The sequence below is a fragment of the Streptomyces nymphaeiformis genome, from assembly GCF_014203895.1.
Lineage (GTDB): Bacteria > Actinomycetota > Actinomycetes > Streptomycetales > Streptomycetaceae > Streptomyces > Streptomyces nymphaeiformis.
In genome coordinates this window covers 93,542-107,703 of the sequence record NZ_JACHJY010000016.1, presented here as the reverse complement: position 1 = coordinate 107,703, position 14,162 = coordinate 93,542, and the positions used below count along the sequence as shown (strand labels likewise).

Below are 14,162 nucleotides of genomic sequence, written 5' to 3'. Positions count from 1 at the left end.
CAGAGGGAGAGCAATGAGCAGTCAGATCCCGACGCAGCCGGCGACCGCGGCGGAGTACCTGCCGCTGGCCTTCGGATTCGCCCTCCACCAGATCGGTGCGACCGTGAGCAGCCTCGGCGTCCTCGCCGCGGTGCAGGACGGCCCGCGCACCGCCGAGGAGCTGATCGAGACCACCGGCGCCCACCCGCGCAGTCTGCGTCGGCTGCTGTACGCGGCCGTCCGGGCGGGGGTGCTCTCGCTGGACGCCGACGGATACCGGGCGACCCCGGTCGCCGAGCACTTCGGGCCGCTGTCCGACATGCACGCGGCGGCGCCGGTGTGGCGGGCCTGGGAGGTGCTGGAGGAGTCGGTGCGCACCGGGCGTTCCGCGTTCGAGATCGCCAACGGCGCCCCGCTGTTCGACTACTTCGAGAAGGACGGCGAGCTGGCCGCGACCTTCCACGCCGCGATGACCGGCGGCAGCGACGTGCAGTCCCCGGCGATCGTGCGGCACTTCGACTTCACCCGGTTCCGCCACGTGGTGGACGTGGGCGGCGGCCGCGGCACCCTGCTCTCGGCCGTCCTTGGGGCCAACCCGGAGCTGCGCGGCACCGTCTTCGACACCGACAACGGACTGGCGGAGACCGCGGGCGTGCTCGCGGAGGCCGGTCTTTCGGAGCGCTGCGGCATCACCGAGGGTTCGTTCTTCGAGTCGGTGCCCGCGGGCGGTGACCTGTACCTGCTGAAGAACATCCTGCACGACTGGAACGACGAGGAGAGCGTGCGCATCCTCGGCAACATCCGCGAGGTGCTGCCCGCCGACGGCCGCGTGGTGGTGTTCAGTTCCGTGCTGCCCGAGAACGGCGCGGACGCGGATCCGGCCGACGCGCTGGGCGCCGCCATCTCGGACATCGAGATGCTGGTGATGACCACCGGCCGGGAGCGGACGCTGGAGGAGTACCGCCGGGTGTTCGCGGCGGCCGGTCTGGAGCTCACCGCGACCACCCCGCTGCCGTGCCCCTACCAGTACCACGCGCTGGAGGCCGCGCCGGCCGCGTCCTGACCTCCCCCGCGCCCCCGCAAGCCCCCACCGAGAGAACCGCATGACGACTTCATCCGACTCCGTGACCCTGACCGATCCGAGCGGCCTCGACCCGGCCCGGTGGAGGGCCGCGGTCTTCGTCCTGGTCGCGATGGCGCTGGACCTGATCGACACCTCCATCGTGGTGGTGGCCCTCCCCGGCCTCCAGCGGCAGCTGCACGCCGGCGGGGCCACCCTGCAGTGGGTGGTGGAGGCGTACACCCTCACGTTCGCGCTCAGCCTGGTGACGGCGGGGCGGATCGGCGACCTCCTGGGGCGCAAGCGCGTGTTGCTGACGGGGATCGTGGTGTTCGTCGTGGCGTCGCTGAGCTGCGGCGCCGCGCCGAACGCCGGCGTCCTGATCGCCTCCCGGGCGTTCCAGGGCTTCGGCGGCGCGCTCGTGGTCACCCAGGGGATGTCGACCTTCCAGGTGTCGTTCCCGGACCACGAACGCGCCCGGGTCTTCGGGCTGTTCGGCGCCCTGTCCGGGCTGTCCTCGGCGCTCGGCCCGATGCTCGGCGGCCTGCTGATCAACGCCGACCTGTTCGGTCTCTCGTGGCGGCCGATCTTCCTGATCAACCTGCCGGTGGGGCTCCTCGCGCTGGCGGGCGTGGCCGGCTGTGTCCGCGACACGCGGGCCCCTGTGGCCAGACGCCTTGACCTCATGGGGGTGCTGCTGGTGACCGCGGCCCTGCTCGCGGTGCTGTTCCCGCTGGTGCAGGGCCGCGAACTGGGCTGGCCCGCCTGGTCGTTCGTGCTGATGGCGGGCTCGGTCCCGCTCGCCGTGGGGTTCGCGCTCCACGAGCGGGCCAAGGAGCGACGGGACGGCTTCGCGCTGGTGCCGCCCGCGCTGTTCGAACGGCGGACCTTCACCGTGGGGCTGGCGCTGCTGACGGTGTTCTTCGCCGCGGTGGCCGGGTTCTTCTTCCCGTTCACCTACTACCTGCAGAACGGTCTGGGCTTCTCGCCGTTCGACGCCGGCCTGGCGGTGATGCCTTACGCGCTCGGCGCCATGACCACGTCCGCGGTCTCCCCCCTGGCCGCCCGGCGCTTCGGCCGGGTGGTGCTGGCCGCCGGCATCGCCGTGATGACGGTGGGCACGGTCGCGCTCCTGCTGACGGTCCGGCACCTCGGCTCGTCCGCCGGCACCTGGCAGCTCGCGCCGTGGCTGCTGGTCACGGGCCTCGGCATGGGCCTGGTGGCCTCTCCCCTGGTCCAGCTGGTGCTGTCCGGGGTGCCCGACCGGGACGCCGGCGCGGCGTCCGGCGTCCTCAACACCGTCAACCAGCTGGGCTCGGCAGCCGGTGTCGCCGTACTGGGCGTGCTGTTCTTCGGCCTGCTCGCCGGTCACCGCGGCTTCTCCGTCTCCTTCTCCCAGGTGCTCTGGTACGAGACGGGGCTGCTCGCCGCGGCCTTCCTGCTGGTGTTCCTGCTCCCCGCTCGCGCCGCTCGCCCTCCGGCGCCGGAAGATTCCGGGCCACAGGCTCGCCCACACGAAGGAGACCCGGCATGACAGCAACCGCTTGGGACACCGGCACGGCGGCCGGCATCCTCCGGCTCGGCAATCGGTTCTGCGACGCGAAGGCGCTGCTCACCGCGGTCCGGCTGGACCTGTTCACCGTCCTCGACGAGGGCCCGGCCGACGCCGAGGAGCTGCGCGTGCGGCTCGGGCTGCACGGGCGGGGCCTGACCGACTTCCTGGACCTGCTCACCGCGCTGGGCCTGCTGCGCCGCGACGAGGGGCGCCGCTACCGCAACGCCGAAGGCGCCGCCCGCTTCCTGGTCTCCGGCCGGCCCGGCGCCGTCGGGGGCTTCCTGCGCGGCTCGGACCTCAACCTGTACCCGGTGTACGGGCGACTGGCAGAGGCCCTGCGCACCGGCGAGCCGCAGGCGTACACCGACTACACGGGCATGCTCGACGACGCCGAGGCGACCGGCGCCTTCGTACGGATGATGGACGGGCTCACCCAGGGCCTGGGCGCCCGGCTGACCGAGGCCCACGACTTCTCCGGCCACCGCTCGGTGCTCGACGTCGGCGGCTGCCGGGGCGGACTGCTCGGCCAGCTCCTCACCGCCCGGCCCGGGCTGGAAGGACACGTCTTCGACCTGCCGCAGCTGGAGCCGTTCTTCCACGAGCACATGGCCGAGCTGGGCCGCACCGGACAGGCGGTGTTCCACCCCGGCGACTTCTTCCGCGACCCGCTGCCCCCGGCCGACGTCCTCGTCCTCGGCCACATCCTGCACGACTGGGACCCCGCGCAGCGCCGCCACCTGCTGGGCAAGGCGTTCGACGCGGTCAGTCCCGGCGGGGCGGTCCTGATCTACGACCGGATGCTCGGCGAGCGGCGGGACGACACCGAGAACCTGGTCGCCAGCCTGAACATGCTGCTCGTCACCGACGGCGGCGCGGAGTACACCGTCGCGGAGCTGACCGCCGAGGCCCGCGACGCCGGGTTCACCGGGATCACCCACCGGCCGCTCGCCGCGTTCGACACCCTGGTCGTCGCCCGCAAGCCCTGACCTCCCACGACACGGCAGCGCCCCCGGAAGCCCTTCCGGGGGCGCTGCCGCGCTCGTGCCGCTCCTGTCGCCCGTCAGGCCTTGTGGCAGGCCACCAGGGTGTCGTAGTCGCCGAGCGGACCGACCTCCGTACGGGCGAAGCCGGCGTGCTCGGCGTAACCGACGATCTCCGCGGCCGGGTACTCCGAGCCGCCGTCGGTGACGAGCAGCATGTCGAGGCTGATCACCAGGTTCTCGGCGTGCTCGGGCTCGTCGTCCAGCATCCGGTCGTAGACCAGCAGGGTGCCCCCGGGGTTGACCGCGTCGAACGCCTTGTGGATCAGCATGCTCCGCTGCCCGGGGTCCCAGTCGTGCAGGACGTGCCCGAGGATCACCACGTCGGCCGAGGGCAGCGGATCGGTGAAGAAGCTGCCGCCGTGGAACTCCAGCCTGCCGCCGAGGCCGAGGTCCTCGATCAGCTCCTTGGCGAAGGGCTCCATCTCGGGCAGGTCGAAGACGTGCCCGGCGAGGTGCGGCCGGGCCCGGACGATCTGCGAGGCGAGGTTGCCCCGGGCGCCGCCGACATCGAGCACCGAGGCGTGACCGGACCAGTCGTACGCCTCGATCAGCTGGGCGCCGAGGACGTTGGTGAAGGCGTCCATGCTGCCGATGAACTGGCGCAGGATCGCGGGGTTCTGCGTCACCTCGTCGTAGTGGCTGCCCGACTGCTGCTTCCCGGTGCGCAGGGCCTCCTCCAGACGGCCCCACGCCGGGTAGAGGTTGCGGCTGGAGCGCAGCAGGAAGCCGCCGACGTACTCGCCGGCGCCGCGCACCAGGTGCCGGTCGGCGCCGGGGGCGTTGCGGTAACGGCCGTCCTGGCGCTCCAGGATCCGCAGCGCCACCAGCAGGTCGAGGAAGTCGCGCAGGCCGCGTCCGTGCAGCCCGAGCGCCTGCCTGATCTCGGCCTCGCCGGCCGACCCGCCCGGGGCCTCGTGCAAGTGGGTGAACAGGTCGAGTTCAACGGCGGTCAGCAGGGCCTTGGCGTCGCAGAACGCGTTGCCGAGGCGCAGGATCCCGGCGGCAGTGCCGACGTCCGGGGCCTTGGTCGTCATGGTGAGGACTCCTTCCTGGACGCCTGCCTGCCAGGCGCCGCACCTGTCGGCCTGAGAGGCTGTCAGCCAGGCGTGGAGCGCCCCTCGAACCTCCCTGGAGACCCGGAGCGCCGGCCGCCGGCCCGAGGGCGCCCGACCGCGAGGCCAGGAATCCTCGAGGCGCCGCCGGTAACTCTTTCCCCGGTCGCAGTGCGGCGGATCAACCCGGCACTGTTCGTCTGTTCATGAGGGGACACGCATGTATGACGTGAACATCCCTGTGCTGATCGTGGGAGCGGGGCCGGTCGGTCTCTCCACCGCCCTGTTCAGCGGGCGGCACGGGATCCGCACGATGGTGCTGGAGAAGCGCGACGGCACGTCGCTGCTGCCCCGCGCCCCGGGTCTCCAGGCACGCACCCTGGAGCTGTTCCGGGCGGCCGGCGTCTCCGCCGACATCCGGGCGCTGGAGATGGGCGACTCGCACCCCTACTTCGAGGGCGGCATCATCCAGGTCGACACCTTCTCCGGGATCGACGACGCCGTGGTGCTCGAGTCGCCGTCGCTGGACGGCCCGACCGTCAGCCCGGAACGGGTGATGGGCTGCGGGCAGGACCGGTACGAGAAGGTACTGGTGGAGAAGGCCCGGGAGTTCGGCGCCGACGTCCGGTTCGGCACCCGGCTCGTGGAGTTCACCCAGGACGCGGACGGGGTGACCGCCGTCGCCGAGGAGAACGCCACCGGCCGGCGCTTCACCATCCGCGCCGGCTACCTGGTGGGCGCGGACGGCGCGAACAGCAGCGTCCGCCGACACCTCGGGGTGGAACGCGAGGGGCGCGGCACGGTGTTCAACGCGCTCAGCATCTACTTCAAGGCGCCCGAACTGGAGACCGTGCTCAAAGGCCGCAAGTTCATCCTCTGCTACGCGAATGTCGACGGCACCCTGATGGGGCTGTCCCGGCTGCACGGCTGCGACCCGTACCTGGCCGCGCCGATCTACCACCCCGAGCGCGGCGAGAAGCCGGAGGACTTCACCGACGAGCGCTGTGTCGAGATCGTCCGGACCGCGGCGGGCAAGGCGGACCTGGCGGTGGAGATCGTCGACAAGGTGCCGTGGCAGGGCGCCCAGCTGGTCGCCGAGCGGTTCCGCACCCAGCGGGTCTTCCTGGCCGGCGACGCCGCCCACCTGCACCCGCCCGCGGGCGGCTTCGGCGCCAACACGGGCATCCACGACGCCCACAACCTGGCCTGGAAGCTGGCGGCCGTGCTCAAGGGCTGGGCGGGCGACCCGCTGCTCGACAGCTACCACGACGAGCGGCACGCGGTCGGTTCGGCGATGGCCGCGCAGGCGATGGTCCGCAACCGCATCCGGCACGGCCACGCCACCGAGCAGGACCGCGCGGACATGGTGGACGACATCATCATCACGCTCGGCTACCGGTACGCGTCGCCGTCGATCGTCAGCGACACCACCGGCCCGGTGCTCACGCCGGAGCTGACGCTCACCGGAGAGCCCGGCACCCGCGCCCCGCACGTCTGGATCGAGCGCGACGGCGGGATCGTCTCCACGATCGACCTCTTCTGGGACGCGTACGTACTGCTCACCGACGACGCCGGGTCCCCCTGGGCCGAGGCGGCCGTCGCGGCGGCCGAGCGGCTCGGCGTGCCGCTGCGGGTGCACCGCGTCGGCCCGGAGAGCGAGCTGCGGCCGAAGGACCGCGACTGGGCCGAGGCGTACGGGGTCGGCGCCGGCGGTGCGGTGCTGGTCCGCCCGGACGCCTTCGTCGCCTGGCGTGCCACCGGCCCGGGCGGCGCGGACGCCGGGCAGGTGCTCGCGGACGTGCTGAGCCGGTCGGCCGGACTCCGCTGATCGCACGACGAAGGGCCCGCTCCGGATCTTCCGGAGCGGGCCCTTCTGCGTCGCGGTCAGAGTGCGGCGTCGGCCAGCAGCCGCACCTGTGCGAGGTCCGCCGTACAAGGCAGCAGGATCAGCTCGTCGCAGCCCACCTCGGCGTACGCCTGGGCGGCGTCGCGGACGCGGCGCGGATCGGTGAGGACGCCGGCGGCCGTCCGCTCGGCCTTCGGGCCGACGAACGAGTAGTAGGAGCGCAGGTAGTCACCGGCGACGCGGGCGGCGTCCGGGCCGAGGTGGGCGTAGAGGATGGCCACCATCCGCGGGCGCTCGGTGCGGCCCTCGTCGATCCAGGTCTGCCGCGCCTGGCGGACCAGTTCGGCGTACGCGGTGACGGAGTTGCCGCCCGCGATCCAGCCGGTGCCGAACCGCGCCGAGCGCAGCATCGCGCGCGGCGAGTGACCGCCGACAAGCAGCGGTACGCCCTCCGGGCGGACCGGGGCGGGGCCGATGCCGGGGACCTTGCCTCGGCCCGCCCAGATCTCCCGCAGTTCGGTGAGCGCGGCGTCCAGGCGTGCCCCGCGGTCGCGGTAGCCGGTGCCGGTGGCGGCGTAGTCGTCCTCCCGGCCGCCGGCGGCGACCCCGAGCACCAGCCGGCCGCCGGAGAGGGCGTCGATGGTGGCGGCCTGCTTGGCGAGCAACGCGGTGTCGCCCCGGTAGGCCGCGATCAGGATGGTGGTCAGCAGTCTGATCCGTTCGGTGACGGCCGCCGCCGCCGCGAGCGAGATCAACGGCTCGAAGTTGGCGTACACCAGCCGGTCCAGAACGCCGAGGCTGGCGAAGCCGCACTCCTCCGCACGGCGGGCCCACTGCGGCAGCGTCCGGCCGTCGATGTCGGGGACGGTGGTGGGCAGACCCAGTCCGATCTCCAAGGCTCTCTCTCCTTCTGGTGTGCGCTCAGCGGGCGGCTGCCGCCCGCGTGTCGGTGAGCCGCTCCAACGCGGCGACCAGGTCGGCGGGGGCGGGCCGCTCCAGGTTGCGTTCGGCGAGGCGCCGGGCCGCTGCGCGCTCCCGGTCGGATTCGAGCAGGCGCCGGATCTCGCCGCGCAGCCGGCCGTGGTCGGCCTCGTCGCGGCTGAGCACCTCGCCGGTGCCGGTGGCCAGTACGCGCGCCGAGTGTCCGGCGTGGTCGGGGAGCTGGGGGACGAGCAGGAGGGGCACGCCGGCCTGGAGGCTCGTCAGTACGGTGCCGGCGCCGCCGTGCGCGACGACCAGGTCGGCGTCGGCGAGCAGCTGCCGCAGCGGGGTGTCCACGGTGACGGTGACGTCGGCCGGGAGGTCGCCGAGGAGCGGGAGCTGGTCGGCGGAGACGGCCAGCACCACGTCGGTGTCGGGGCCGTGGGCGGCCAGGGCCGCCTCAGGGGCGAAGAAGTGCGCCGGGGACAGCCGGGCCATGGTGTGGCCCCAGGTCACCACCACGCGGCGCCGGCCGGGCGGGGGCGGTGCGATCGGGGTGCCGTCGCCGGGCCCGTTGAACGGCACGTAGCGCATGGAGAGCCGCCGCTGGTCCGTCGGGAGCTGGAACTCGTCGGGGCACGGGTCGACGGTGAGGTCGCCGAACGGGTCGAAGGCGTGTACGCCGTTGCGCGCGGCGAGCGGCGCGAGCACGTCGGGCAGCAGGGGCCGCGCGCGCAGCATCAGGTCGGTGCCGTAGAGCAGCCGTACGGCCGGGACTCCGGTGGCGGCGGCGGCGATCGGACCGGCGAGGGCGGTGGGTTCGTACACCACCAGGTCGGCCCGCCAGTCGCGGGCCAGCGCGGTGAGGTCGTCGACCATGGAGTCCGCGTGGGCGTGGAACATCCGCAGGGCGCGCGGGCCGCGCCCCTCGGGTCCGGCCGGCGCGGCCGGCGCGGGCAGGGTCCGCGACGGCAGCACGTAGCCGCGGACCAGCCCCACCGCGTCCACGTCGTGCCCGACCGTCGCCGCGGGCAGCCCGGTCCGGACGATCTCGTCGTGGATCCCGGGCTGGCCGGCGACCAGCACCTCGTGCCCGGCCGCCCGGCAGGCCCAGGCCATCGGGACCAGCCCGTACAGGTGCGAGGGCCACGCCCAGGTCGTGAACAGTACCCGCATCGATCCGCCCCACCCTCTTCGGAGGTTCAGCTGACGGTCCGGAAGGTCCCCCATCGGGCTCTCGGATGGATCGCGGCCTGCTCGAGCTGCCGTCCAGGAGTTCGCGAGAACGGCGCGGGAGGGTGTGCCCGGCCCTGCACGGCCCGGGCATGACGGCAGCGGAAGGAGACTCGGATGGAACAGGGACTCGCGGGCAAGCGCGTACTCGTCACCGGCGGGACGCGGGGCATCGGGAGGACGACGGCACTCGCGTTCGCCCGTGCGGGCGCGCGCGTGGCGGTGTGCTCGCGGACGGGCGGCGCGGACGCCGACTCGCTGGTGCGCGAACTGAAGGAGACCGGTGACGGGCATCTGGTGGTCCGGGCCGACGTGACCACCGGTCCGGGGGCGGCGGAGCTGGCCGAGCGGGTGCGGGAGTCGCTGGGCGGCCTGGACGCGCTGGTGAACAACGTCGGCGTGGACGGGCAGGTCTGGTTCGAGGAGCTGCCCGAGGACGAGTGGCACCGGGTGATGGACGCCAACGTCACCTCGGCGTACCTGGTCACGCAGGCGGCGCTGCCCCTGCTGGCCGACGGTGCGTCCGTGGTCAACGTGGGCTCGTCGGTGGCGCTGCGCGGCCGTGTCCGCGGGGTGCACTACACGGCGTCGAAGGCCGCGCTGATCGGTCTGACCCGGGCGCTCTGCAAGGAGCTGGGGCCGCGCGGCATCCGCGTCAACACCGTGGCGCCCGGCCTGACCGAGACCGAGCCGGGCGCCGGGCTGCCGCCGGAGGCGGTCACCCGCATCGTCGGCATGACCGCCCTCGGCCGGATCTGCCGCCCCGAGGACGTGGCCGGCGCGGTGCTGTTCCTGGCCGGCGACACCTCCGCGTACATCAGCGGGGTGACGCTGAACGTGGACGGCGGGGTCTAGAGACAGGCCCGAGGGCCTGTCTGACCCTTCGTGTCGGATCAGGCCGGGTCGTCCGGTGCGTGCGTGCCGGGCGGGCCGGACCCGACGGGAACGGTCAGACGGGCCCTAGGTGGGGGAGGACGCGGGCGCGGGGCGGAGGTCGTGGACGATCCGGTTGACGGTCATGGCGCCGCCCGTGCGCAGGGGGGCCAGCCGGCGTCGGTGCTCCACGTGCTCCGCGCTCAGCTCGAAGGCACGGAAGCTCGCCTCGTCCGCCCAGTCCGTGAACACGTGGTAGACGGGCCGGTCCTGGTCCTCGTCGCGGACCAGCACCTGGCCCCGGTTGGCCGGCTGCCGGGCGATGATCGTGCCGATCTCCAGCCAGACCGCCTCGAACTCGGCCTCCCGGCCCGGGGCGATCTCCATCCGCAGGACCACCCGCACCGGCCCCCGCGCGTACTCGGCCATCTCCGTGCTCCCCTCGCTCTTCCGGCTCGTCCGGCCCGTCCACTCTTCTGGCGGATCCGGCCGGTCGCCTGCGGTGCCAGGCTGCCCGTCCCGACTCGAATCGCGCTCGATGGGGCCCCTCTTGAGCCGTCCTCGACGCCCTGTGCCGATCCTCGGGCCCCTGACGTCCCCGGCAGAGGAGATCCGGATGACCGAGCAGCCGCAGGTTCCCGTACTGGTCGTCGGAGGCAGCCTGGTCGGGCTGTCGACGGCGCTCTTCCTCGCGAGGCGCGGCGTGGCCTGCCTGGTCCTCGAACAGCGCGCGGGCCTGTCCGCCCACCCGCGTACCCGGGGCGTCAACCCGCGCTCGATGGAGCTGCTGCGCGCCGCCGGGCTCGAGGACGAGCTGCGCGCGCTGCCGTCCGCGCGGGCGCTGGCCCGCAACAGCGGTCTGCGGCTCGCGAGGTCGCTGGCCGGGCCGGAACTGGGTTCGTTCCAGGAGGAGTACTACCGCGAGGTCTCCTCCGATCTCGGCGCGCTGTCGCCCACGAGCTGGTGTCTGTGTCATCAGAACGAGCTGGAGGGCGTGCTGCGCCGGGCCGCCGAACGGGCCGGGGCCGAGTTCCGCTTCGGCAGCGAGCTGGTGTCGTGCGCGCAGGACGCCGACGGTGTGACGGCTCTGGTGCGCGACGGCGCGGGCGGTACGACGAGCCGGCTGCGGACGCGCTATCTGGTCGCGGCCGACGGCGCCCGCAGCGGACTGCGCCGCCGGCTGGGCATCCCGTTCGACGGCACGGGCGGTCTCGGCCGGTTCCTGGCGATCCACTTCCGCGCCGATCTCGCGGAGGAGCTCGGTGAGCGGCGGTTCGTCATGTGCTACACGTTCAACGACCGGGTACGCGGGGCGCTGATCCCGCTGGACAACGCGAGCGAATGGCGGCTGGACGTCATCCTCGGCCCCGAGGACCCCGGCACGCCCGAGGAGGTGCTCGCCGCCTTCCCTCCCGAGCGGTGCGCCGAGCTGGTGCGGGCCGCCTCGGGCGTGCCGGACCTCGCCGTGCGGGTGCTGGGCGCCGTTCCGTGGGAGGCCGCCGCCAAGGTGGCGCGCCGGTTCCGTGCCGGCCGGGTCTTCCTCGCGGGCGACGCCGCCCACGTGATGCCGCCGAGCGGCGCCTTCGGCTCGAACTCCGGTGTCCAGGACGCCCACAACCTGGCGTGGAAGCTGGCCGCGGTGCTCGCCGGGCAGGCCTCCCCCGGTCTGCTCGACAGCTACGACGCCGAACGTCGGCCGCTCGGTGCGGCCACCGTGCGGCAGGCGGTGCTGCGCCAGCGGGACCGGCCGCGCGGCGGTGAGCGCGGGGCGCGGCGGGTGCTGCCGCCCGGTCTCGTGGACGACACCACCGTGTGGTTCGGCTGGCGCTACGCGGTGGGCGGCGACGTCTGGGTGACCGATCCGAGCGGCCTGCCGGGGACGCGGGCCCCCCACGTGCCGTTGTTGCGCGACGGTGCGGAGTGCTCGACCCTGGACCTGTTCGGGGACGGCCCGGTGCTGCTGACGGGTTCCCGGCCGGGACCGTGGCCGGCGGCGGCCGAGGCGGCGGCGCGGCGCCTCGGCGTGCCGCTCCGGGTGCACGGCATCGGCGGCGACGGGGCGTACGAGGACTCGGACGGCGACTGGGCGAAGGCGTACGGCACGACGGACGCGGGGGCGGTGCTGGTCCGCCCGGACGGGGTGGTGGCCTGGCGGTCCGCCGGGACGCAGGACGACGCCGAGGACGCCCTGCACGCCGCCCTCGCCCGGATGCTCTGCCGCTGACGCCCGCCCCGGCGGCCCGGCTCAGGTGTGCTCGATCAGTACCGCGGCGTCGCGGTCGCCGTCCCCGGCCTCGACGACGCCGGCGAAGCGGGCCCGTACGGTGTCGAGCACGGGCATCGCGACACCGGTCCGCGCCGCGTCGGTGACGGCGAGGCGCAGGTCCTTCTCCATCAGCGCGGAGCGGAAGAAGGCCGGCAGGTAGCTGCCCTTGCGCATCAGTTCGGCGCGGAACCGCAGGACCTCGGAGCTGAACCCGCTCCCGGCGATGGTCGCGAGCAGCCGGTCCCGGTCGAGGCCGGCCCGCTGGCCGTACGTCACGGCCTCGGCGAGCGCGGCGACCTGGGCGCCGAGCAGCAGGTTGAGGATCAGCTTGGCGGTGGCGGCGGCGCCCGGCGCGCCGAGCGGCACGACCTCGGAGCCGATGGTGTCCAGGACGGGCCGCACCGCCTCGATGTCGGCGTCGTCGCCGGAGACGAAGACCCGCAGCCGGCCCTCCCGGGCCTGGAGCGGGTTGCCGACGACGCACGCCTCGACCCGGCGCAGCCCGACCTCGGCGAGCCGGGTCGCGCTGTGCCGGGCGTACTCCGGGGAGACGGTGGAGGTGTCGATGACGGTGCTGCCGGGCTCCAGCGCGGGGACCACCTCGCCGAACAGCACCTTCTCGACGGCGGCCTCGTCGCTGAGGCTGAGCAGCACGGTGCGGACGCCTGCCACGGCCTCGGCCGGCGAGCCCGCGGCCACGGCGCCCTGGGCGAGGAGCGGTGCGGCCTTGTCCGCGGTCCTGTTGTGGACGGTCAGCCGGTACCCGGCCCCGAGCAGGCGGTGCGCCATGCCGCCGCCCATGCTGCCGAGTCCGATGAAGGCCAGAGTGGTGGGGCTCATCGTGCCGCCTTCCTTCGTGTTCCTTGCGGGGAGGGGGTTGCCGCGACAGGGGGCTGTCCCCGGCGCCGGGGGGAGGGCGCCGGGGACAGCGGTCGCGGGGTGCGGGTCGTTCAGTAGGCCGCGTCGACCTCGTAGACCGCGAACGGCGTGCCGGTGCGGGTGTCCCGGTAGGGGCGCAGCGGCGCCGTGTCGTCGCGGTGTTCCGGACCGGCCTCCCAGTCCTGGAAGGCGGTCGTGCTCGCCCAGCGGCTGACCACCACCAGCGAGCCGGGGTCGTGGAGCCGGAGGAGCAGTTCGTTGCCGAGCATCCCGGGCACCTTGGCGAGCCGTTCGCTGACCTGGTGGTAGGCGGCGCGTACGGCGGCCAGTTCGGCGTCGTCGCGCGCGAACTGGTACACCAGCACCCGTACCTCAGGCATCGGCGCCCGCCGCCTGTCCGGGGATGTGGGCGGTGACCTCCATGGTGTGGAACGAGCCGCCGCTGCGGTAGGGGTGCAGCCTGGCCCGGTGTTCCAGGTGGGCGGGGCTGTTCTCGAAGGCGCGGAAGCGCGGCTCGTCCAGCCAGTCGCTGATGATCCAGTAGACGTCGTCCGCGCCGGCGTCCTTGCACAGCCACTGCCCGAGGTTGGCCGGGTGGCCGGTGACCGCGTCGGTGCCGCGGTGCCACTCCTCGACGAAGGCGTGCTCGGCGCCGGGCTTGAGCTCCATCCGCAGGGTGACCCGGAACGTCATCAGGAGATCCCCCCGTCGACGCTGACGGTGGACCCGGTGACGTACCGGGACAGGTCGCTGGCGAGCCAGAGGATGGCGCCGGCCACCTCGTCCGGGGTGCCGAGCCGGCCCAGCGCGGTCTTGGCGCTGTAGCGCTCGACCATCAGCTTCCGCTGGTCCTCGGGGAGCCGGTGCAGGTTCTCGGTCTCCACCACGCCGAGGGCGACGACGTTGAACCGTATGCCCTTCGCGCCGAACTCCTTGGCCAGCGACCTGCTGAGGCCGACCAGGGCCGCCTTCGTGGCGGTGTAGTGCGAGCGCAGCGGGATGCCGGCCTCCACCGCCTTGGAGCCGATGCTGACGACGGACGAGCCCTCGTGCAGCAGCGGAAGGGCGTGCTGGATCACGAGGTGGGCGGCGGTGACGTTGGTGGTGAAGATCCGCTGGAACTCCTCCACCGGCAGGTCGGCGTAGGGGACGTGGCTGATCGTGCCCGCGTTGTTGACGACCAGGTCGAGGCGGCCGTACGCCGCTCCGGCCCGCTCGACCAGGGAGGCGGCCTCTTCCGGCCTGCTGAGGTCGGCCCGCAGGACGTGATGGTCGCCGCCGGTCTCCTTCAGCTCTCGTTCCAGCGAACCGACGTGGTCGCTGGGCTGCCGGTAGCAGGTCACCACGTCGACGCCGGCCCGGGCCAGCGCGAGCACGATGCCCCGGCCGACGCCTCGGGTGCCGCCGGTGACGAGGGCCTTCTTTCCCTCCAGGGCCAGGTTCATGGTCTTCCTC

14 protein-coding genes are annotated in these 14,162 nt (G+C 73.7%); 6 read left to right on the top strand and 8 right to left on the bottom strand.

The window, feature by feature from the left end; translation table 11 throughout:
• The first annotated feature begins 13 nt into the window (after positions 1-13).
• The 3 genes from GGE06_RS39445 to GGE06_RS39435 are packed head-to-tail and all read left to right on the top strand — an operon-like array spanning position 14 to position 3,580.
• Positions 14-1,042 carry a methyltransferase gene (locus GGE06_RS39445; protein WP_184933069.1) on the top strand — a complete coding sequence of 343 codons (1,029 nt, stop codon included), beginning with the start codon at positions 14-16 and terminating at the stop codon, positions 1,040-1,042.
• Between the two features lie 40 nt (positions 1,043-1,082).
• Complete coding sequence (locus GGE06_RS39440) at positions 1,083-2,573, top strand: MFS transporter (protein ID WP_184933068.1); 1,491 nt, start codon at positions 1,083-1,085, stop codon at positions 2,571-2,573.
• The gene (locus GGE06_RS39435) at positions 2,570-3,580 is read left to right on the top strand and encodes a methyltransferase (protein ID WP_184933067.1); all 1,011 of its coding nucleotides are present in this window, start codon (positions 2,570-2,572) and stop codon (positions 3,578-3,580) included. Before GGE06_RS39440 ends, GGE06_RS39435 begins: the two co-directional genes overlap by 4 nt.
• A 74-nt stretch (positions 3,581-3,654) precedes the next feature.
• On the opposite strand, the gene GGE06_RS39430 is transcribed toward GGE06_RS39435, so the two are convergent.
• Positions 3,655-4,671, bottom strand: coding sequence for a methyltransferase (locus GGE06_RS39430; protein ID WP_184933066.1), 1,017 nt, complete (start codon positions 4,669-4,671; stop codon positions 3,655-3,657).
• Between the two features lie 238 nt (positions 4,672-4,909).
• Between GGE06_RS39430 and GGE06_RS39425 the strand changes: the two genes are divergently transcribed.
• Entirely contained in the window at positions 4,910-6,517 is a 1,608-nt protein-coding gene (locus tag GGE06_RS39425) for an FAD-dependent monooxygenase (protein WP_184933065.1), read from the top strand.
• Between the two features lie 56 nt (positions 6,518-6,573).
• Here GGE06_RS39425 and GGE06_RS39420 read toward each other — a convergent pair whose 3' ends face one another.
• Entirely contained in the window at positions 6,574-7,431 is an 858-nt protein-coding gene (locus GGE06_RS39420; protein ID WP_184933064.1) for an LLM class flavin-dependent oxidoreductase, read from the bottom strand.
• A gap of 25 nt (positions 7,432-7,456) precedes the next feature.
• Positions 7,457-8,632, bottom strand: coding sequence for a nucleotide disphospho-sugar-binding domain-containing protein (locus GGE06_RS39415; RefSeq protein ID WP_184933063.1), 1,176 nt, complete (start codon positions 8,630-8,632; stop codon positions 7,457-7,459).
• Between the two features lie 174 nt (positions 8,633-8,806).
• Between GGE06_RS39415 and GGE06_RS39410 the strand changes: the two genes are divergently transcribed.
• Entirely contained in the window at positions 8,807-9,544 is a 738-nt protein-coding gene (locus GGE06_RS39410; protein ID WP_116157702.1) for an SDR family NAD(P)-dependent oxidoreductase, read from the top strand.
• A 105-nt stretch (positions 9,545-9,649) separates the two neighbouring features.
• Here GGE06_RS39410 and GGE06_RS39405 read toward each other — a convergent pair whose 3' ends face one another.
• Complete coding sequence (locus tag GGE06_RS39405) at positions 9,650-9,991, bottom strand: antibiotic biosynthesis monooxygenase family protein (protein ID WP_116157703.1); 342 nt, start codon at positions 9,989-9,991, stop codon at positions 9,650-9,652.
• A gap of 187 nt (positions 9,992-10,178) precedes the next feature.
• Here GGE06_RS39405 and GGE06_RS39400 point away from each other — a divergent pair, with 187 nt between their 5' ends.
• Positions 10,179-11,786 (top strand): FAD-dependent monooxygenase, encoded by a 1,608-nt coding sequence (locus tag GGE06_RS39400; protein WP_184933062.1) that lies wholly within the window; start codon positions 10,179-10,181, stop codon positions 11,784-11,786.
• Between the two features lie 21 nt (positions 11,787-11,807).
• Here the strand turns inward: GGE06_RS39400 and GGE06_RS39395 are convergent, their stop codons facing one another.
• The 4 genes from GGE06_RS39395 to GGE06_RS39380 form a co-directional block, all read right to left on the bottom strand.
• Complete coding sequence (locus GGE06_RS39395; protein WP_184933061.1) at positions 11,808-12,668, bottom strand: NAD(P)-dependent oxidoreductase; 861 nt, start codon at positions 12,666-12,668, stop codon at positions 11,808-11,810.
• 110 nt (positions 12,669-12,778) lie between these two features.
• On the bottom strand, positions 12,779-13,087 hold the full coding sequence (locus GGE06_RS39390; protein ID WP_116157706.1) for an antibiotic biosynthesis monooxygenase family protein: 309 nt from the start codon (positions 13,085-13,087) through the stop codon (positions 12,779-12,781).
• Entirely contained in the window at positions 13,080-13,400 is a 321-nt protein-coding gene (locus tag GGE06_RS39385) for an antibiotic biosynthesis monooxygenase family protein (protein WP_116157707.1), read from the bottom strand. Before GGE06_RS39385 ends, GGE06_RS39390 begins: the two co-directional genes overlap by 8 nt.
• Positions 13,400-14,152 carry an SDR family NAD(P)-dependent oxidoreductase gene (locus tag GGE06_RS39380; protein WP_116157708.1) on the bottom strand — a complete coding sequence of 251 codons (753 nt, stop codon included), beginning with the start codon at positions 14,150-14,152 and terminating at the stop codon, positions 13,400-13,402. Before GGE06_RS39380 ends, GGE06_RS39385 begins: the two co-directional genes overlap by 1 nt.
• Between the last annotated feature and the right edge of the window lie 10 nt (positions 14,153-14,162).

What these genes read in the sequence shown, in the direction of transcription:
- GGE06_RS39440 (WP_184933068.1), top strand. Translation starts at nt 1,083, where the DNA reads ATGACGACTTCATCCGACTCCGTGACCCTGACCGATCCGAGCGGCCTC.
- GGE06_RS39400 (WP_184933062.1), top strand. Translation starts at nt 10,179, where the DNA reads ATGACCGAGCAGCCGCAGGTTCCCGTACTGGTCGTCGGAGGCAGCCTG.
- GGE06_RS39410 (WP_116157702.1), top strand. Translation starts at nt 8,807, where the DNA reads ATGGAACAGGGACTCGCGGGCAAGCGCGTACTCGTCACCGGCGGGACG.
- GGE06_RS39415 (WP_184933063.1), bottom strand. Translation starts at nt 8,632, where the DNA reads ATGCGGGTACTGTTCACGACCTGGGCGTGGCCCTCGCACCTGTACGGG.
- GGE06_RS39405 (WP_116157703.1), bottom strand. Translation starts at nt 9,991, where the DNA reads ATGGCCGAGTACGCGCGGGGGCCGGTGCGGGTGGTCCTGCGGATGGAG.
- GGE06_RS39395 (WP_184933061.1), bottom strand. Translation starts at nt 12,668, where the DNA reads ATGAGCCCCACCACTCTGGCCTTCATCGGACTCGGCAGCATGGGCGGC.
- GGE06_RS39390 (WP_116157706.1), bottom strand. Translation starts at nt 13,087, where the DNA reads ATGCCTGAGGTACGGGTGCTGGTGTACCAGTTCGCGCGCGACGACGCC.
- GGE06_RS39430 (WP_184933066.1), bottom strand. Translation starts at nt 4,671, where the DNA reads ATGACGACCAAGGCCCCGGACGTCGGCACTGCCGCCGGGATCCTGCGC.
- GGE06_RS39445 (WP_184933069.1), top strand. Translation starts at nt 14, where the DNA reads ATGAGCAGTCAGATCCCGACGCAGCCGGCGACCGCGGCGGAGTACCTG.
- GGE06_RS39435 (WP_184933067.1), top strand. Translation starts at nt 2,570, where the DNA reads ATGACAGCAACCGCTTGGGACACCGGCACGGCGGCCGGCATCCTCCGG.
- GGE06_RS39425 (WP_184933065.1), top strand. Translation starts at nt 4,910, where the DNA reads ATGTATGACGTGAACATCCCTGTGCTGATCGTGGGAGCGGGGCCGGTC.
- GGE06_RS39385 (WP_116157707.1), bottom strand. Translation starts at nt 13,400, where the DNA reads ATGACGTTCCGGGTCACCCTGCGGATGGAGCTCAAGCCCGGCGCCGAG.
- GGE06_RS39380 (WP_116157708.1), bottom strand. Translation starts at nt 14,152, where the DNA reads ATGAACCTGGCCCTGGAGGGAAAGAAGGCCCTCGTCACCGGCGGCACC.